Origin of the sequence: Streptomyces sp. NPDC090025 (assembly GCF_044748125.1) — a bacterium.
In the GTDB taxonomy this organism is placed as follows: Bacteria; Actinomycetota; Actinomycetes; order Streptomycetales; family Streptomycetaceae; genus Streptomyces.
The window spans coordinates 152,859-170,977 of sequence record NZ_JBIVFL010000008.1 but is presented as its reverse complement, the minus strand read 5'-3'; the positions used below and the strand labels follow the sequence as shown (position 1 = coordinate 170,977).

Genomic DNA, 18,119 nt, shown 5'->3' with positions numbered 1-18,119 from the left:
CGGAGCCGACGGAGCGGACAGGGCTCGACAGGCTCGGTCGGGGGCCGTGACCGGCCCTCCGGACGCCCTCGGACGCCGCCGCCCCGAGACAGGGGGCGCCCCGGAGATCCCCGGGGCGACATGACGCCGCCGGGGTGCGGGGCATCTCTCGACCGTACGCCGAATGGGGGTGAAAGATCCAGATGGTCCCATTTATTACTGCGGTGACACTCCTCTCACCTGCCCCGGAGCCGACGGATTAAGGTGGCCCGGTGCCCCCGCCCCCCACCGGCCCCCAGGCCCCGACCGCCCCCACCGGCCCCACCGGCCCCGCGTCCGTCGACCGCGCGCTCGCCATCCTCGACGCCGTCGCCGACGCCGACCGGCCGCTCGGGGCCAAGGCGCTCGCCAGGACCCTCGGCTGCGCGCTCTCGACCGTCTACCACCTCACCGGCCCGCTGATCGCACGCGGCCATCTCGCCCGTACCCCCGAGGGGTACGTCCCCGGGCCCCGGGTCCCCGCCCTGCACCGCGCCTACCAGCGCCACCACGGCCTCGGCGGCGGCCCCGTCGCCGAACTGCTCGGGCACCTGCGCCGCACTGCCGGGGCGGAGGCGTACTTCACCGCCTACCGCGACGGCACCATCACCGTCGTCGACACCACCGCGCCGCTCACCGACACCGGGCACCCCTTCACGCCGGGCCCCGAGGCCCGCGCCCACGCCACCGCGCACGGCAAGGCGCTGCTCGCCGAACTGCCCCGGGCCGCCCGCCGCCGCTACCTGGACGACCACGGCATGGCCCGCTTCACCGACCGTACGATCACCAGCCCCGAGCGCTTCGAGGCGGAGCTGGCCCGGGTGCGCGAACGGGGCTTCGCCGTCTCGGTGGGGGAGGCGGACCCCGCGTACACCTGCCTCGCGACCACCCTCCCGCCCCCGCCCCCGGACCCGAGCGGCACCGCCCACGGAGGCGCACCCGCCCCCGGTGCCGTGCTCGCGCTGTCGCTGTCCCTGCCGACCGGCGACTTCCGGCGGCGGCACGGCGAGCTGCGGGCCGCCCTCGCCCGCGCCGTACCCCTCTTCACCGCCGTGATCCCGACCCCGCGGCCGTGATCCCCGATCCCGCCGCGTGATCCCGACCCCGCGCCCGCGATTCCGACCCTGCCGGAATCCCGCGCCGCAGCGGTGGCCGGGCGGCGGTCCTGCCGCCACCATGGGCGCATGATCTTCATCGCCGTACGTTTCACCGTCCGCCCCGAGCACGCCGACGGCTGGCTCGACCGCGTCGCCGACTTCACCGCCGCCACCCGCGCCGAGCCCGGCAACCTGTTCTTCGACTGGTCGCGCAGCGTCGACGACCCGCACCAGTTCGTGCTCCTGGAGGCGTTCCGGGACGCCGAGGCGGGCGCCGCGCACGTCGCCGCCGACCACTTCAAGGCCGGACTCGCCACCATGGGCGAGGCCATCGCCGCGACCCCCGAGATCATCAACGTCGAGGTCCCGCAGCAGGGTTGGGGCGAGATGGGCGAACTCGCCCGCTGAACCGGGCCCCCGGCCCCGGCCGCCCCGGCCGCCGCACCCCCGGCTGCGGGTGCGCCGCCCCGCCGTACCCGCGAGACTGGACGGACACGACGTTCCACGTCTGCGCCGTCCACGCCGCCCTGGCGTGCCACGGCGTTCCGCGTCGGAGGGGGCGTCCACGATGCCGCTGCGACAGCCGTCCGGGACCGCGCCACCGCGCCGCTGGACGGTCCTCTATCTGCTCTTCGTCGCCTGCGTCACCGTGGCCTACCTCCAGGTGCCGTCCCGGCACACCGTGCTGTGGGCGCTCATCGGGCTCAGCGGTGTCGCCGCGCTGCTCACCGGCGTCCGGCGGTACCGGCCCGCCCGCCGCTGGCCCTGGCTGGTGCTGGCCGCCGCCAACGTCACCTTCGTCGCCGGGGACACCGCGTACAACGTCCTGGAAGCCTTCTTCGGCGAGGACCGGCCGTTCCCGTCCGTCGCCGACGCCTTCTACCTCGTCACCTACCCGCTCTTCGCGATCGGCCTGTACGGGTTCATCCGCCGCCGCGCCGCCGGGCGGGACCTGGCCGTCGCGCTCGACGCGCTGATCCTCACCTCGGGGCTCGCGCTGCTCTCCTGGGTCAACCTGATCACCCCGCTGGCCACCGACCCCTCCATGTCGTGGATCCAGAAGACGATCTCCATCGCCTATCCGCTCGGCGACGTACTGATGCTGGCCATGCTGGCGCGGCTGCTCGTGCCCGGCGGACTGCGCTCCCGGGCCGTGCAGTACCTCACCGTCGGCACCTGCGGGATGCTCTTCTCCGACGTGGCGTACGGCCTCCAGCAGGTGCGCGGCACCTGGGAGGTCGGCACCCCGTGGGACCTCGGCTGGGTGGTGTTCTTCACCGCCTGGGGCATGGCCGCGCTGCACCCCTCGATGACCGGCCTGACCGAACTGGCCCCGGAACCGGCGCCCGGCATGGCCGAGCGGCGCCTCGTGCTGCTCGCCGTCGCCTCGCTCATCGCGCCCGTGCTGCTCCTTTTCCAGTCACTGCGCCAGGCCCCCGACCACGACATCGGCGTGATCGCGATCTTCTCCGCGATCATGTTCCTGCTGGTGCTCGTACGGCTCTGGGGCATGATGGCCGACCATCGCAGGGCCGAGGCGCGCGAGCGCAGCCTGCGGGTCGCCGCGGCCTCGCTGGTCGCCGCCCTGAGCCCGCGCGAGGTCGCCGCGGCCGTCGAGACCGCCGCCGCCACCCTGTTCGGGCCCGGGGCCGCGCACCAGATCATGCTGCTCGCCCGCGACCGGCGCGGCCGGCTCGCCGCCGTGTCGACCGGGCGGCGGCCGTGGCACGTCCAGGTCACGGAGCTGACCGCGCCGGGCGGACCGCCGTGGCCCGAACTGCTCGCCCAGGGCAGCCGGTTGCTCCCGGCGGGCGCCGGGGAGACCCCCCGGCCGGGGCCGGTAGGACCGCCAGGACCGGCCGAACCGCCGGGACCGGCCGAAGCCCCTGCCGCCGGACCGACCGACCCGCCCACCCCCGCCCGCCTCGACCCCGCCCTCGCCGCCGCCGTCGCCCCCGAGACCCACGCCCTGCTCTGTCCGCTCGCGCTCCCGGCGCCCGCCGGGGACGAGCCGCTGCTCGGGGTGCTGCTGCTCGCCGGGACCGAGAAGAAGCTCGCCGAGATCGCCGGGCCCGCCCAGTCGCTGGCCTCGCAGGCCGCGCTCGCCCTGGAGCGGTTCGGGCTGAGCGAGGAAGTCAGCCGCCGCACCAGCGAGGCGTACTTCCGCACCCTGGTGCACAACACCTCCGACGTCATCCTCATCGTGGACGACGACGACACCGTCCGGTACGCGAGCCCCTCGGCGGAGAGCATGTTCGGCCACGCCCTGCTCCCCGGCACCCCGCTCACCGAACTCCTCGCCCCCGGCGACGCCGCCGGCGCCCTGCGGATCCTCGCCGACGTGCGGGCCCGGGGGAACGCCGACGCCCGCGACGACTGGAAGCTGCGGCACGGCGGCGCCGCCGACCTGGAGGTCGAGGTCCGGTGCAGCGACCTGCGGGCCGAACAGACCGTGCACGGCCTGGTGCTGACCCTCCGCGACGTCACCGAGCAGCGGAAACTGGAGCGCGAGCTCACCCACCGGGCGTTCCACGACTCGCTCACCGGACTGCCCAACCGGGTGCTGCTCCTGGAGCGGATCGAACGGGCGCTGCTGCGCGGCCGCCGCGAGTCCACCCTCACCTGCATGCTCTTCGTCGACCTCGACGACTTCAAGGTCGTCAACGACACCATGGGCCACTCGGTCGGCGACGAGCTCCTGGTCGCCGTCGCCCGGCGGCTCGGCGCGGTGCTGCGGCTCACCGACACCGCCGCCAGGCTCGGCGGCGACGAGTTCGCCGTGCTGATCGAGGGCGCCAGGGAACCCGGCGACGCCGAGGCGCTGGCCGCCGAGATCGTCCGTACCCTCAGCCGGCCCTTCCAGCTCACCGACGGCGCCGTGTCGGTGTCCACCAGCGTCGGCGTCGCCACCGTCCTCGACAGCGCGCACGCCGAGGAACTCCTCGGCCACGCCGACCTCGCCCTGTACGCGGCGAAGGCGGCCGGGAAGAAGCGCTGGCGGCGGTTCCGGCCGGAGCTGCACTCGCGGCTCGTCGACCGGCACGAACTCCAGGCGGGCATGGACACCGCCATCGCCGAGCACGCCTTCGCGCTGCGCTACCAGCCGATCGTCGAGGTCGACGACGCCTCGCTCGCCGGGTTCGAGGCGCTGATCCGCTGGCCGCACGCGCGGCGCGGGATGGTGCCGCCCGACCAGTTCATCGCCCTCGCCGAGGAGAGCGGCCACATCATGCCGCTCGGCGCCTGGGTGCTCGACCACGCGGCCCGTGACATCGCCCGCTGGCAGCGCGCCAGGCCCCGGACACCCGCGCTGCGCGCCAGCGTCAACGTGTCCGCCCGGCAGTTCCGCGACCCCGGGCTGCTCGACGTGGTCCGGCGCACCCTGCGCACCACCGGGCTCGCGCCCGGCTCGCTCGTCCTGGAGCTCACCGAGTCGGTCCTGATGCGGCGCGACGAGCAGATCGGCACCACCATGCGGGCCCTGAAGGACCTCGGGGTGTCCATCGCCATCGACGACTTCGGCACCGGGTTCTCCTCGCTCAGCTACCTCCGCGAGTTCCCCATCGACGTGCTCAAGGTCGACAAGACCTTCATCGACGACATCACCACCGACCGGCAGCAGGTCGCCCTCGTCGAGGGCATCGTGCGGATCGCGGAGATCCTCGGCCTCCAGGTCGTCGCGGAGGGCATCGAGAACGAGGACCAGCGGGCCCTGCTCGCCGACATGGGCTGCCGCTTCGGGCAGGGCTATCTGTTCGCCCGGCCGATGACCGCCCACCAGGCCGAGACGTTCCTGCACCGGACGCCGCCGGCCGTCGACGGGCGGCGGCCGGGACACCTCGACGGGCGGCGCCCCGCCGCCCCCGCCGTCACCGCCACCCCCGCCGGGGCGGGGGCCACCGCCTCCACCGCCTTCTCCCGTTCCGCCGCCGCCCGGGCCAGGAGCGCGGGCCCCGGGCGCACCGCCGCGCCGTCCCACGCGTCGGCCGCCGTCGCCGCCCGCAACGCGCCGCGCTGGCAGGACCTGGAGCGGCTCAAGCGGACCAGCCCCATGTGCGACGCCGTGATCGACGCCGTCGACGGGCGGCGGCTGCGGGTCGGCGACCACTGGCTGATCGACTTCGCGTCCTGCAACTACCTCGGTTTCGACCTCGACCCGGAGATCATGGCCGCCATCGACCCGCAGGTCCGCGCCTGGGGCACCCACCCCAGCTGGTCCCGGCTGATCGGCAGCCCCCGCCTCTACCCGCGCATCGAGGAACGCCTCACCGAACTCCTCGGCGCCCCCGACACCCTGCTGCTGCCCACCATCACCCTGATCCACCAGTCGGTGATCCCGCTGCTCGCCGCGGGCGGCCGGGTGTTCGTGGAGGCACAGGCGCACCGCACCATCTACGACGGCTGCGTCGTCGCCCGCGGCCAGGGCGCCGAGCTGCGCCGCTTCCGCGCCGACCAGCCCTGGGAGCTGGAGCGGATGCTGCGCGAGACCCCGGCCGGAGTGCCCCGGCTGGTCTGCATGGACGGCGTCAACAGCATGACCGGCAACTTCCCCGACCTGCGCGGCACCGCCGGGATCTGCCGCCGCCACGGGGCGCTGCTGTACGTGGACGACGCGCACGGTTTCGGGGTGATCGGGGAACGCGGTCCGGGCGAGACCAGCCCGTACGGCGCGCGCGGCAACAGTCTGGTGCGGCACCTCGGCGAGAGCTACGACGGGATCGTCCTGGTCGGCGGCTTCTCCAAGGCGTACTCGTCGCTGCTCGCCTTCCTCGCGGTGCCGCGCCGCCTCAAGGACCACCTCAAGGTGGCCGCCGCCCCCTACCTGTACTCCGGTCCCTCGCCGACGGCCTCGCTGGCCACCGCGCTCGCCGGGCTCGACGTCAACGAGCGGCGCGGCGACGCGCTGCGGGCCGACCTGCACCGCAAGACGGCGCTCGTCCTGGACCATCTGCGGGCCCTCGGCGTCGCCACGCCCAACACCGACGGGCTGCCGATCGTGGAGATCCCGCTCGGCGACGCCGCCGATCTGACGGCGGTCGCCGGATATCTGTGGGACCGGGGGATCTATGTGACCCTCGCCGGCTATCCGCTGGTGCCACGCGACCGGGTGGGCTTCCGCATCCAGCTCACCGCCGCCAACACGGACGAGGAGATCGGTCAGTTGAACGACACACTCACCGGGCTCGCCCACCGCTTCCCGCTCCAGCGCCCGTTGTCCGTGACGGGCGCCCCGCCGCGACCGGGGGAGTCCCGGTGACCGGCCCCGAGGTCCGGCACAACCAGGACGCCGACTGGGACGCCTGGCCCGTCGCCGCCTATCTGGCCGAGAACTACCGGGAGTTGCACCACATCGACCGAGGGGTGATCACTCACCACTCCGGCTTCTACCGCCGCTTCCCGCCCGGCGGCCTCGCCCGCACCCTCGAACTCGGCGCGGGCCCCAACCTCTACCCGCTGATGCTGGCGGCCGCCGCCAGCCGTCACATCGACGCGCTCGAACCCGGCGCCGCCAACAGGGAGTATCTGTACCGGCAGTTGACCGGCGGCCCCGACGCCTCCTGGCAGCCGTTCTACCAGCTGTGCCGGGCCCTCGACCCGGCGCTCCCCGCCACCCTCGACGAGGCCCTGGGCCGGGTCCGGGTGGTGCGCGGCGACGCCGAGGACCTGACCGACGGCGGCTACGACGCGGCCTCGATGAACTTCGTCGCCGAGAGCGTCACCGAGGACCCCACCGAATTCACCACGCTCTGCGCCGCGTTCACCCGCGCGGTACGGCCCGGCGGGCACCTCGTCGCCGCCTTCATGGAACGCATGCCGAGCTACCGCATCGGCGAAGGCCCGTACTGGCCCGCCCTCCCCGTCGACGAGGCCGTCCTCCACGAGGTGTTCGGGCCGCTCACCACCGACCTGCGGATCAGCCGCCTCGCGAAGGACCGCACCCTTCCGGAGTACGGCGACACCGGCATCCTGCTGCTGACCGCCCGCCGCCCGCCGTGACCGGCCCCGTGACGGTAACCGCCTCAACCCGCCTCCCGCTCCGGTCCCGCACCCACGGCGTGTAGTCGGCGAGCGACGATCCCGGCGTCCCGTCGTACAGGTTGTGGTCGAACGCCCACAGCAGATCGCCCAGTCCGCAACTGTCGAACTGGTGGAACGCCGCCGCCATCACGCCCGGCCGGTACGCCGCGACCTGCTGGCCCGCGCTCTCGCCGTCGATGTGCCGGAAACCCTCCGCCCGGGCCACCGCCACCACCCAGCGGGCGGAGGACCAGGCGCGGACCGTGGCGTCGGACGCGGTCGGCAGCCGGGCCGGGTCGGCCGGGGAGCAGCCGTTGTCGACCGGACTGCCGGTGCCGTCGACCAGCGCGGTGGTGACGACATGGACCCGGTCGCCGTGCCCGATCAGGCCGAGGACACGGAACAGGCCGATGCCGCGCCCGATCAGCCGGGCCGTGTGGTCGTCGTCCAGGTGGTGGGAGACGGCCCTACGGTAGTCGGACGGGTAGTAACCGGCGCCCGGCACCAGGACCTTGAGCTCGGCCCGCGGCGCCAGCTCGCCGAACAGGCCGAGCTGCCAGTCGACGGCGTCGGCCAGCTCGCCGAGGTACCACTCGTACCAGCGGGTGACCTGGTCCTCGCCGAACGGCGCGCCCCGGTAGGTGGTTTCGCCGGGCCGCCAGCCCGGGTACGGGCTCGCCGCCTGGGCGTGCGGGTCGTACGCCCAGAACGAGCCGGTGGCGCGGCCGTCCGACACCGCACGGGGATAGCCGAGTTCACCGTTCTCGTCGATGCCGACCCGGATCGCCGCGACCCCGTCCAGGCCGATCCGCTCCGCGACCCGCCGGACGTAGCGGCCGACCTCGTCCCGTACCGGGGCGCTGAACACGATGTTCGGCACGGCCGTCGAGGTGTCCCCGTACTGGTCGCGCCACACCGACTCCGGGTAGGCGTCGGCCAGCCAGTCCGGCGGATGGTTCAGACCGAGCCCGGCCTCCACCTCAAGACCGGCGTCCCGGAAGGTCCGCAGCCGGTCCCTGACCTCCCGCGCGTACCCCTCGTCGTACACCCCCCGCTCCGGCTCGAAGCGGGCCCAGTCGATCTGCAGATGCGCGATCCGCAGCCCGTGCGCGTACTCCTCGGCGGCCCGCTCCGGCGCCGTCTGCAAGGTGCCGAACCGGTGCCCGGGCCCCGCCGCCGCCCCCGCCGTCCCGCCGCCCCCGACGGCCTGCCGGAACACCCCGAACCCGGCCGCCACCAGCGCGAGCACGGCGAGCACCACCAGCGCCCCGGTCAGCCCGGCGGACCAGGCCCGCCGCCGCCCCGCGCTCATGGCAGCAGCTCCCGGTACAGGGCCGCGTACCGGGCGGCGAACCGCTCCGGCCCGAAGCGCTCCTCGACCGCCGCCCGGCCCCGCTCGGCGAGCACCTCCCACGACCGCGGCTGACCGAGCAGCCACGCCAACTGCTGTCCCGTGCGCCGCGCGTCGCCCGCCGGGGCCCGCAGCACCGCGTTGCCGAAGTCCGCGAACTGCGGCAGATCGCTCAGGATCACCGGCCGTCCGGTGGCCAGCGCCTGGAGCACCGTGAACGGGATGTCCGCCTTGCCGCCGATCGTCGTCGGCGGGAACAGCAGCACGTGCGCCGCCGTGATCAGGTCCCGCATGTCGTCGACGTAGCCGCGCACCTCGACCGCCCGCAGCCCCGCCGCCGAGGCCCGCTCCCGCAGCGCCGCCGCCAGACCGTGCCGGTCCTGCCCGGGCCGCCCGCGCATCGCGAGCACCAGCCGGAACTCCGCCCCCGCCCGCACTGCCTCGGCCGCCGCGTCGATCGCCGTCTCCGCGCCGCCCCCCGGATCGTGATGCCCGGCGTACAGCACCATGGGCAGTCCGGCGGGCCGCGGCCGGGACGGCCAGCGCTCCAGCGGGAGCATCGGCGGGATCACCCGTACATCCCCGAAGTCCGCGGCCCGCAGCCGCCGCGCCATCGACTCCGAGAGCGCGACCGTGGTGCCGAGCGGCCGGGTCCGCGCGAGCAGCCGCGGGTCCATCACCCCCGGCACCGTGTGCACCACGGGCCGCGCGCCGAGCAGCACCGGCCGCAGCCAGGAGAACGCCGGGAACGTCCGCCCCACCGTCAGGAACGCGTGCACCAGATCGCAGCGGCGCGCCGCCACCGCCCCGGCCAGCGCCGCCTGCGCCCGCTCGGGCAGGTGCGGCATCCCGTCCCACGACAGGATCCGTACCGCACGCCCGCCAAGGCCGTACGGCGGCGGCCGGCCGCGCCGGTGCGGCCACTGCGCGAACCAGGTGAACTCGACGTCGGGCAGCGCCCCGAGCACGTCCGACGCGAGCCGCACATCGGCGCCGTCCGCCCCGTCCAGCGGACTGCTGGTCAGGAGGAGGACGCGGGGCCGCCGCGGGCTGACACTCATCCCGGCCCCACCCCCGTGCCCACCGCGGCCCGGACCGCCGACAGCGGCGGCACCGGCGGCAGCTCGTACAGCGCGAGCGTCCCGTAGGTGTGCCCGCGCACCGCGAACAGCAGCCGCGCGCCGGCGGTGAGCTGCCGCACCTCGTTCACCGGCGAACGCCCGTACCCCTGCTCGATCACCTTCCACGGCACGATCAGATAGTCGGCGCGGTGCGCGGCCCGTTCGGCGGGCGTGACCCAGTGGCCGAGCCGGTAGCGGTCGCTCAGCGCCCAGGAGGTCACGCCCCTGGTCTTCTGCCCGTCGACGGTCACGATGCCGCTGCCCGCCGGGACGTGCGCCCGCAGATAGGCGCTCAGCTTCACGAACCCGTCGTCCGGTGTGCCGCGCTCCCGCGCGTACACGACGGCGGGCGCCACCAGCGCCGCCACGATCACGGTGACCATCATGGCCCGCGGCGCGGGCCGGGCGCGCGGCACCCGTACGGTCACCGCGAGCGCCACCAGGTTCGGCACGAACAGCAGGTACAGCGCCTGCTCCTCCAGGGTCCCGATGCCGAGCGCGTAGCCGAGGGTGACGATCGCCGAGGCGTGGAACAGCGCGAGCAGCCGGTACACCGGCTCCCGGCGGCGCAGCAGCAGCACCAGCGCCACCGGCGTCAGGGCGAGCAGCAGGTAGGTGGTCGCGTAGCCGGGGAGTTCGGCGGCGAGCCGCCCGGCGAGCGACGGTGTGCCGGGGGAGTTGAACCCGGTCTCCTGCGTGATCCCGAGGAGCCGCCGCAGGCCGTACGTCTTCTCGTCCCAGAACTGCGGGAAGTGGCCGGATCCCGCCACCACCGACACGTACACCGCGTACGGCACGACCGTGCCGCCGAGCGCCACGGCGGTCAGCCGGCGCGGCGGGCCCCAGCCGAGCAGCAGCGCCAGGAGCAGCGGCAGGACGGTGATGAGCGTGGAGTGGTCCTTGGTCAGGATCGCGAGGCCGAACAGCAGCCCGCCGAGCAGCGCGCGCGGCCGGTCCCGGCCGGACGCCCCCGGGCGGCACAGCGGGATCAGCACCAGGAGTCCCGCGAGCACCCACATCATGGTGCCGGTCTCCAGGAGCACCCGGTTGTTCTGCCGGATCGCGAACTGGTCGAGCGCGAAGACCAGTCCGGCCACCGCCCCGGCCGGGACCGACCGCACCCGCGCCACCAGGACCACCAGGAGCGCCGCCGTCACCCCCGCGAGCAGCGCGTTGAGCACCCGGAGCGAATGCACCTCGGCGATCACGTCCTGGTGCTCGCCGACCAGCCGCATCCAGCCCGCCTCCAGATAGAAGAAGCCGGGCGGATGCAGGAAGAACAGCCCTTCGCTGGTGCTCGGGAAGCCGCCGTGCCCGGCGCTGCGGCCCAGCTCCTGGTAGATCAGCTCGTCGACGAACACATCGCCCGCCCGGCGCACCAGGACCAGCCGCAGCGTCACCGTGAGCACCGCCGCGCCGAGGGCGTACCCCCACAGCGGCACCCGGCGGGCCGGCCGCCGGTGCGTGGGTGGCGGTTCCGCCGGGCGCGGGGCGGTGGTCCCGGCCACCGGCGGGGCCTCGGAGCGGCTCATGACGCACCTCCCGGCGCCGGGCTCGCCGCCCGTCGCGGCAGCGCCGCCCCGGCGGGCAGCGCGTACACCTCGGGGACCAGCGGGACCGTGCCGTCCGGGAAAAGGCCGGGGAACTGGGTCCGGTAGCCCCGCAGCAGCTCGGCCTTGGCGTCGAGCCGGTCGTCGAACCGGCCCTCCCGCGCACCGGCCCCTGCCGAGGCCCCGGCCCCCGCCCCGATCGCCGTCCCGGTCCGTGTGTTGTACGGAAAGTCGCTGTAATAGAGGACCGGCAGCCCGGTCAGCTCGGCCGCCGTCCGCACCAGGAGATGGTCCGCGTGCCCGCCCACCCCGAGCGGCGCGAACAGCACGCCACGGCCCGGCGCCAGCAGGTCCCGCACGGTGTGCGTGACCAGGCGCAGCGTCCCCGCGTCCCGGGGCGAGATCCCGCCACGGACCAGATGCAGCCGGTACGTGGGGTAGATCTGGCCCAGTTCCGGCACGAGCCGCGCCGCCCGGCGGCGCACCGCGCCCGGCGCCGGGTCGCGGCGGAACAGCCCGTCCACGAACCCCGCGTGGAACCGGGCGACGCCCAGCCGCCCAAGCACCGCCCGGTCCTCGGCGCGCCGCTCCGCGTACAGCTCCGCCGCGTCCACCGCGCCGCACAGCCGCAGGAAGCGGCGGGCCGACAGGGTGTACGGCGGCGGCCCGGCCTCCGTGAACACGGTGAGGACCGTCACCCGCACCGGGAGCGCGGCACGCGGATCGAGCAGGGCGGTGAGCAGCGCGCCGCAGGAGAGGACGGCGTCGTCCGGATGCGGCGAGAGCACCAGGACCTCACCGGGGGCACCGGCGCCGGCGGCCCCGGCCGCCCGGCGCGGCGCCGCGAGCGCGGTGACCGCGGCGAGCGTCCCGGCCGCGGTCAGCGCGGCGACTGGGGTGTCTGCCATGGCACTCTCCGCTCCTTCCGGGGCCGCCGCGGCCGGGCGGGGCCCTCCACCAGACGGCGGGTCAGCGCCAGATAGCGGCCCGTCATCTCGTCCCACGTGTAGTGCTGCGCGGCCAGCCCGGCCTGCCGCCCGAGCCGTCGCCGCAGCGCCGGATCAGCCGCCAGGGCCCGCATCCGCTCGCCGAACGCCGCCGTGTCGAACGCCGGTACGGCCACGTCGCCGCCGCCCCGCATCCAGCGCAGCGCGGGCAGGTCGAAGTGCAGTACGGGCTTCCCGTACGACATCCCTTCGAGCGCGACCAGACCGAAGGTCTCGTGCCGCGACGGCAGCACCAGGAACGCGCTGTCCCGCAGCAGCCGCCGCTTCAGTTCCTCGTCCGCGTACCCCACCCAGCGCACCCCGGGGCCGAACTCGGCGAGCCGCTGCGCGAGCCGCCGTTCCTCGGCGGCGGTGCCGCTGCCCGCGAGCACCAGTTCCATCGGCGGCCGGGTGGTCGCGTAGGCGTCGAGCAGCAGGTCGAGCCCCTTGACCCAGGCGTCGATCCGGCCCAGGAAGAGAATCGAGTCGCCGCTGCCGAGCCGGGCGTCGTCGAGCTGCCGCGGCTCCACCCCGTTGGCGATCACCTGCACGTCGGCGTGCGGGCTGAGCCGCTTCACCGCCGAGGCGTCGGCCTCGTTCAGGACCACGATGTGCCGGTAGCAGCGCAGCCCGATCCGCTCCACCAGGAAGAACGGCACGTGGTAGCGGCGCCACAGCGCCTCCGCGCTGCGACCCTGGTCGATCCCGACCACCGGGGCGCGCGACACCAGCGGCAGGAAGCTCGTCGAGAACGGCGGCGTGAAGCTCTCCAGCCACACGTCGTGCGGGATCCGGCGGGCCGCGAACGGCAGCAGCGCGAGGAACAGCAGCTGCCCGGCGCGCGGCCCCGCCCGGCACACCGGCAGCCGCACATAACGCACCCCGCCGCGCAGCTCGCTCCCGGCCGAACGGCCCGCCGTCACCACGGTCACGTCGTACTCGGCGGCCAGCCGCCGGGCCAGCTTCTCCACCACCAGAGCGCCGCCGCCCCGGTAGTCGGAGTTCTCGGCGTCGTCGTAGATGGACACCACCACCCGCTTGCGGGGCGGGTCGTCGGGCGGCTCCGGTACGGGGCCGGGACCGGCGCCCAGGACCTGCGCGAGCGCCCGTTCCGCGAGCTCGGCGGGCGGCCGTTCGCCGTCCAGCCGCACCACCCGGGGCAGCCGCGCCGCCCAGTCCCGGTGCCGGGCCCACCACACGGCGGGCGAGCCGGTCCGCCGCTCCCAGCCGCGCCCCGTCAGCGTGCCGGGCCGGGTCTCCGGCAGCAGGGTCAGGTCGTAGCGCCCGGCGAGCGCCGCGAACCGGCGGGCGGCCCCGTGCCCCGGCGGCAGATCGAACTTCACCAGACCGTCCAGCGGCCCCCGGTCGGTGAGCAGCACGCTCGGCCGGCCCCGGGCCACGACCGCCAGGCCGAGCCGGGCCACCCGGAGCCGAAGCGCCAGCTCACCGGCGTCCAGCAGCCCATGGGCACGGCGGAACCACGATCCCCGGCGCTCGGGACGCGTGGCCCGCCGGCCCGGTCCGCCCGGTTCCCCCGCATCCCTCACCCGTGGGGGAACCGGGAACCATCGGCACAGCACACAGCCGTAGCAGTGCACGGTCGCCACCGCGAAACCCCGCCGCCGCAGCAGCGCGGCGAGCGCCCGCACCAGGGACGACTTCCCGGTGTGGTCGGGGCCGGAGACGGCGACGAGAAGTCCCGTACGAGGACGAGGGCGGGTACGGATACCCGTACGGGTCCGGGCCTGGGCAGCGGCGACGGTGCGGGGGCCGGGGCTGGCGCTCGGGCTCGGGTCGCGGCGGGGGCCGGGTGCCGGGTCGCCGGGGGTCCTGGTCACGGCACCGCCCTCCGCCGTACCCGCTTGGTGATCACCAGCGGCACCCGGAGTCCCGCCTCGCGCACGGCCGCCCGGGCTCGGCCACGGGCCAGCAGATGCCCCGCGTGCTCGGCCCCGGCCCGCAGCGAGGTTCCGACCGGCAGCGGCAGCGGGAGCGGTACCGGCTCGCCCCGGTCGAGCCGGTCCACGGCCTCCCGGGCACACGCCAGGGCCCGGTCCGCCCCGTCGGCCCAGCCCTCGCGGGCCGCCTCGGCGCGCGCCTCGGCGATCAGCCCGGGGCGGGCCAGGGCGCGGAGCGCGAGGAGTTCGGACAGGTCGAAGGTCAGGTTCTGGAACAGCGCGTGGGCCAGCCAGATCCGCAGCCGGTCGGCGGGCGGCGGGACGAGCCATAGGCCCTCGGTGGTGGGCACCGCCCGGTCGAAGAGCCGCTCCGCCGGGACCACCGGCACCCCGAACCAGCAGACCGCGCGGTGCAGATGGGCCGCGGGTCCGGTCGGCGGCGCGAGCAGCACCTTGCTGGAGCGCTCCAGCCAGTAGGTCTCCCGGCGGACCGACCAGCCCGCGAGCGCGTCCTGCGCCCGCCGCCAGGAACCGGCGGGCACCACCAGGTCGAAGTTGCCGTACACGTAGTCGCCCGACAGGTCCGCCTTGATCAGCACGACGGGGACGCCCGCCGCGTCGAGCCGGGCCGTGGCCTCGGTCAGCCTGCGGCGGAACAGGGCGGTGGCCGCCGCCACTTCGGTGCCGGTGGCGGCCAGCCGGTCCGGGTAGGCACGGGCGAGGACGCCCTCGACCTGGTTGCGGCGGGCGAGCGCCAGAGCGGCCCCGAGCTCCGCGTCGGTCGCCGGACCCGGGCGCCCGTGCCAGACCGCGTCGAGCAGGATCCGTGCCGCCGGATCGCCGGGCCCGTCGTGTTCCCCGGGCCCGTCGTGTTCCCCGGGCCCGCCGTGCTCCCCGGGTTCCGTGGACGGCGCCGCCGTCTCGCCGGTCGGGTCGCTGCGCCGCCCGAAGAACCACCGCAGGACGACCGCGGTGACCGCGAGCGCCACCCCGAGCCAGGCCACCGGCAGCGGCCGCAGCAGGACCAGGGCGGCGGCGACGCCGAGGAACCACAGCGCGGTGACGGGGACGGCGAGGCGCGCGCCGGATCCCGCCCCGGCACCGGCACCCTCGTCGCCGTGGAGACCGAAGCCGTACCGGCGCGCGTGGCGCACGGTGAACAGGGCGAGCGCCGCGAGCGTGCCGCACATCCCGCCGACCGCCATGCCGAGGACCCCGGCCGCCGACCAGCCGGCCGCGAGCCCGGCCACGTACCCGAGCAGCCCCGCGATCAGCGGGCGCAGGCAGCCGTAGTCGTTGACGGCCTGGCAGAAGGTGACGAGCAGGGTCAGCGCGCCGAGCGCGAGACCGGTGACGGCGGTGAGCGTGAGCAGCGTGCCGACCTGGTCGTACCCGGCGGGGAAGACCCGGTCGAGGATGCCCTGCGGGACGGTCGCGGCGATCGCGGTCAGCGGCACGGCCACCGTGAGGTACATCCGCAGCGCCGCGCCCGCGAGCGGGGTGCCCGCGCGGCGCCGGGACAGCGCGGGCAGGAACGCGATCGACACCGCGCCCGCGAGGAACAGCGGCACCCGGCCCAGCATCACGGCGGCCTGGTAACTCGCCGCCGCCGCACGGTCGGTGGGCAGCACCGCCACCAGGATCACGTCGACCGCCGCCATCAGCGCGACCACGCCCTGCAGCGAGGCCACCCCGACCGCCCGCCGCCACAGCGCGCGGTTCGCGGTCGTCGCGAGCCAGGCGTCCGGGCGGGTCACCGGACCGTCGGCGGCCGGACGCCCGGCAGCAGGGCCGCGGCGCGGCCGGAAGAAGGCGTACGGCAGCACCGCCACCGCGAAGGCGGCGAGCGCCCCCGGCGCGCCGAGGCCGAGCACGGCGACGAACAGCAGGCCCACGGCCAGTTTGAGGACCGCCTCTGCGGTGGTCAGCAGGCCGAGGGTGCGCAGCCGTTCGGTGCCCTGGAGCCAGCCGGCGCTGACCCGGGTGACATAGATGAGGAAGGTCGCCGCGGCGACCACGAGCGCCGTCGGCGCGCTCGCGAACTGCCCCGCCACCGTGGCCACCACCAGCGCCGCGAGCAGCCCGCCCGCCACCCCGGTGACCACGGCGAACCGCACCGCCTCGGTCCGTTCGGCCTCCGACCGGGCCCGCGCCAGGGCCTGCGCCAGCATCCACGGCACGGTGACCACGGCCACCGCCGCCGCGCACACCACCAGGCCCTGCCCGGCGGCGAACACGGCGTAGTCGGCCACGTCCAGGAGCCGGGTGAGCGCGAGCGCGTACGCATAGTTGAGGACACCGACCGTGACGGCGGCGGTGGCGATCCAGCGCGCCCCGCGCACCGCCGTGACCTCGTCCGGCGGGACGGGCGCGCGGCGGGCGACGGGCGCGGCGGAGGTCATGACCCGTTCGCCTCCGGGCCGGTCGAGGGTGTCCGCGCGGTGTCCGTGCCGCTGCCGCCGCCGCTGCCGCTGCCGGGTGCCGTGCCGGGTTCCGGCACCGGTGCGGGGTCCGTGAGGCGCCGGGACGGCCCGCCCACCAGGACGTCCCGGGCCCCGGCCAGGGTGACGGTCGCGTCGGCGACACCGAGCCGGGCGAGCGCGGTGAGCGCCTGGACCTCGTCGCAGCCGTGCAGCAGCACCTGGAACGCGTCGCCCTCGCGGTGCCAGGTGTCGGTCTGGCGCAGCGCGTCGCGGGCGGCCCGCTCGGTGGCGTCGGCGTCGGGCGGGGTGAACCGGGACAGCACGGCGAGGTCGTTCGCCCCGCGCCGGGACCGCCGGTGCCGGTGCACCCGGTGCACCTCCTCCAGGACGACCTGGGCGAGGCGTTCGGCGCTGGCGTCCCAGGAGAAGGCCGCCGCCCAGGCCCGGCAGCGCGCGGCGGCCCGGGCGCGGGCGGCCGGGTCGGCGAGTTCGCCGAGCGCCGCCGCGACGCCGTCGACAAGTCCGGTGACGAGATCATGGGTGCGGCCCTGGGCGGTCCCGGTACGTGCGGGGTCGCCGATCAGCCAGCCGTTCACGCCCGGCTGGATCGCGTCCCGCAGCCCCGGCACGTCGTACGCGAGCGCGGGCGTGCCGACCGCGTTGGCCTCGATCACGGTGAGGCCCCAGCCCTCCGCCGCCGACGGCACCACCGTCAGCCAGGCCCGCCGGAACAGCTCCGCGCGCCGCGCGTCGCTCACATGGCCGTGGAAGGTCACCGCGTCCGCCACCCCGAGCCGCCCCACCAGCGCCCGCAGCGCGGCCAGTTCGGGCCCGTCGCCGCACAGGTCGAGCCGAAGCCCGGGGAACCGCTCGCGGAGCGCGGGCAGCGCCCGTACCAGCAGGTCCACCCGCTTCTGCGGCACCAGCCGGCTGACCACGGCCAGCGTCGGCGGGTCGGCTGCCGAGGGCCGGTCGGAGGCCGCGGACGCGGGGGTGCCGTCGGGGGCCGCCGGGGCACCGGCCGGGCAGCCGTTGGGCACGATGTGCAGCGGGTTGCCGAAGCCGAGTTCACGGCGGGCCCCCTCGCGGGTCGACGGCGACACCACGACGATCGGCCGCCCCCGGTAGACCCGGCGGCTGACCTGCTTCTCCAGGACCCGCCCGACGGCGCTCAGCGGGCCCCCGAAGCGTACGGCGAACTGCTCCTGGTGGACGTGGTGGATGACGCACAGATCGGCGGTCCAGCGCGGGGTGAACAGCGGCGAGAAGAACGGGATGCCGTTCTGGAAGTCGAGCACGGCGTCGTAGCCGTGCCGGTGGCGCAGCAGATGACCGGCCGCCGCCGCGTACACCCCGAAGGTGCCGCCGCCGCGCACGATCCGGATGCCGTCCCGGACCTCGCGCGCCGCCGCGCCCGGATAGCGGGCCGACACGAACGTGACGTGCGCCCCGGCCGCCGCGAACCGGCGGGCGATCTCGTGCGCGTACGCCTCGGCGCCGCCCGCCTCCGGATGCCACGGGTCACGCCAGTTGAGGAAGGCGATGTCGAGGCGGGCGAGCCGGTCGAGGGCGGTTCCGGCGCCGGGAACGGCGTCACCGGCGGGGCCAGGGGCGGGGGCGGTGCCGGGGGCGGGCTGGTGGGTCACGGAGTTCATCG

11 protein-coding genes are annotated in these 18,119 nt (G+C 75.8%); 4 read left to right on the top strand and 7 right to left on the bottom strand.

Annotated elements, in window-relative coordinates; genetic code table 11:
* Positions 1–251: 251 nt before the first annotated feature.
* The 4 genes from ACIPXM_RS20335 to ACIPXM_RS20320 all read left to right on the top strand — a co-directional run bounded on the left by ACIPXM_RS20335 (position 252) and on the right by ACIPXM_RS20320 (position 7,112).
* A complete protein-coding gene (locus tag ACIPXM_RS20335; RefSeq protein WP_401657227.1) occupies positions 252–1,094 on the top strand; it encodes an IclR family transcriptional regulator in 843 nt (280 codons plus the stop codon).
* 108 nt (positions 1,095–1,202) lie between these two features.
* Positions 1,203–1,523 carry a putative quinol monooxygenase gene (locus ACIPXM_RS20330; protein ID WP_401657225.1) on the top strand — a complete coding sequence of 107 codons (321 nt, stop codon included), beginning with the start codon at positions 1,203–1,205 and terminating at the stop codon, positions 1,521–1,523.
* A 160-nt stretch (positions 1,524–1,683) separates the two neighbouring features.
* A complete protein-coding gene (locus ACIPXM_RS20325) occupies positions 1,684–6,372 on the top strand; it encodes an aminotransferase class I/II-fold pyridoxal phosphate-dependent enzyme (RefSeq protein WP_401657223.1) in 4,689 nt (1,562 codons plus the stop codon).
* Entirely contained in the window at positions 6,369–7,112 is a 744-nt protein-coding gene (locus ACIPXM_RS20320; protein WP_401657221.1) for a class I SAM-dependent methyltransferase, read from the top strand. The genes ACIPXM_RS20325 and ACIPXM_RS20320 overlap by 4 nt, the downstream gene beginning before the upstream one ends.
* On the opposite strand, the gene ACIPXM_RS20315 is transcribed toward ACIPXM_RS20320, so the two are convergent.
* Genes ACIPXM_RS20315 through ACIPXM_RS20285 form a run of 7 tightly spaced genes read right to left on the bottom strand, consistent with a single transcriptional unit; the run spans position 7,030 to position 18,117 of the window.
* Positions 7,030–8,445, bottom strand: a complete 1,416-nt coding sequence (locus ACIPXM_RS20315; RefSeq protein WP_401657219.1) for a beta-galactosidase — start codon at positions 8,443–8,445, stop codon at positions 7,030–7,032. The two genes, ACIPXM_RS20320 and ACIPXM_RS20315, sit on opposite strands and share 83 nt — an antisense overlap.
* Positions 8,442–9,545: a glycosyltransferase family 4 protein gene (locus ACIPXM_RS20310; protein WP_401657217.1), complete on the bottom strand. Its 1,104-nt coding sequence runs from the start codon at positions 9,543–9,545 to the stop codon at positions 8,442–8,444. Before ACIPXM_RS20310 ends, ACIPXM_RS20315 begins: the two co-directional genes overlap by 4 nt.
* Complete coding sequence (locus ACIPXM_RS20305; protein WP_401657215.1) at positions 9,542–11,137, bottom strand: hypothetical protein; 1,596 nt, start codon at positions 11,135–11,137, stop codon at positions 9,542–9,544. Before ACIPXM_RS20305 ends, ACIPXM_RS20310 begins: the two co-directional genes overlap by 4 nt.
* Entirely contained in the window at positions 11,134–12,063 is a 930-nt protein-coding gene (locus ACIPXM_RS20300; RefSeq protein WP_401657213.1) for a PIG-L deacetylase family protein, read from the bottom strand. The genes ACIPXM_RS20305 and ACIPXM_RS20300 overlap by 4 nt, the downstream gene beginning before the upstream one ends.
* On the bottom strand, positions 12,036–13,979 hold the full coding sequence (locus tag ACIPXM_RS20295; protein WP_401657211.1) for a glycosyltransferase family 4 protein: 1,944 nt from the start codon (positions 13,977–13,979) through the stop codon (positions 12,036–12,038). Before ACIPXM_RS20295 ends, ACIPXM_RS20300 begins: the two co-directional genes overlap by 28 nt.
* A complete protein-coding gene (locus ACIPXM_RS20290) occupies positions 13,976–16,441 on the bottom strand; it encodes a lipopolysaccharide biosynthesis protein (protein WP_401657209.1) in 2,466 nt (821 codons plus the stop codon). Before ACIPXM_RS20290 ends, ACIPXM_RS20295 begins: the two co-directional genes overlap by 4 nt.
* A complete protein-coding gene (locus tag ACIPXM_RS20285) occupies positions 16,438–18,117 on the bottom strand; it encodes a glycosyltransferase family 4 protein (RefSeq protein WP_401657206.1) in 1,680 nt (559 codons plus the stop codon). Before ACIPXM_RS20285 ends, ACIPXM_RS20290 begins: the two co-directional genes overlap by 4 nt.
* Positions 18,118–18,119 lie beyond the last annotated feature (2 nt).

What these genes read in the sequence shown, in the direction of transcription:
- ACIPXM_RS20325 (WP_401657223.1), top strand. Translation starts at nt 1,684, where the DNA reads ATGCCGCTGCGACAGCCGTCCGGGACCGCGCCACCGCGCCGCTGGACG.
- ACIPXM_RS20310 (WP_401657217.1), bottom strand. Translation starts at nt 9,545, where the DNA reads ATGAGTGTCAGCCCGCGGCGGCCCCGCGTCCTCCTCCTGACCAGCAGT.
- ACIPXM_RS20315 (WP_401657219.1), bottom strand. Translation starts at nt 8,445, where the DNA reads ATGAGCGCGGGGCGGCGGCGGGCCTGGTCCGCCGGGCTGACCGGGGCG.
- ACIPXM_RS20305 (WP_401657215.1), bottom strand. Translation starts at nt 11,137, where the DNA reads ATGAGCCGCTCCGAGGCCCCGCCGGTGGCCGGGACCACCGCCCCGCGC.
- ACIPXM_RS20330 (WP_401657225.1), top strand. Translation starts at nt 1,203, where the DNA reads ATGATCTTCATCGCCGTACGTTTCACCGTCCGCCCCGAGCACGCCGAC.
- ACIPXM_RS20285 (WP_401657206.1), bottom strand. Translation starts at nt 18,117, where the DNA reads ATGAACTCCGTGACCCACCAGCCCGCCCCCGGCACCGCCCCCGCCCCT.
- ACIPXM_RS20300 (WP_401657213.1), bottom strand. Translation starts at nt 12,063, where the DNA reads ATGGCAGACACCCCAGTCGCCGCGCTGACCGCGGCCGGGACGCTCGCC.
- ACIPXM_RS20290 (WP_401657209.1), bottom strand. Translation starts at nt 16,441, where the DNA reads ATGACCTCCGCCGCGCCCGTCGCCCGCCGCGCGCCCGTCCCGCCGGAC.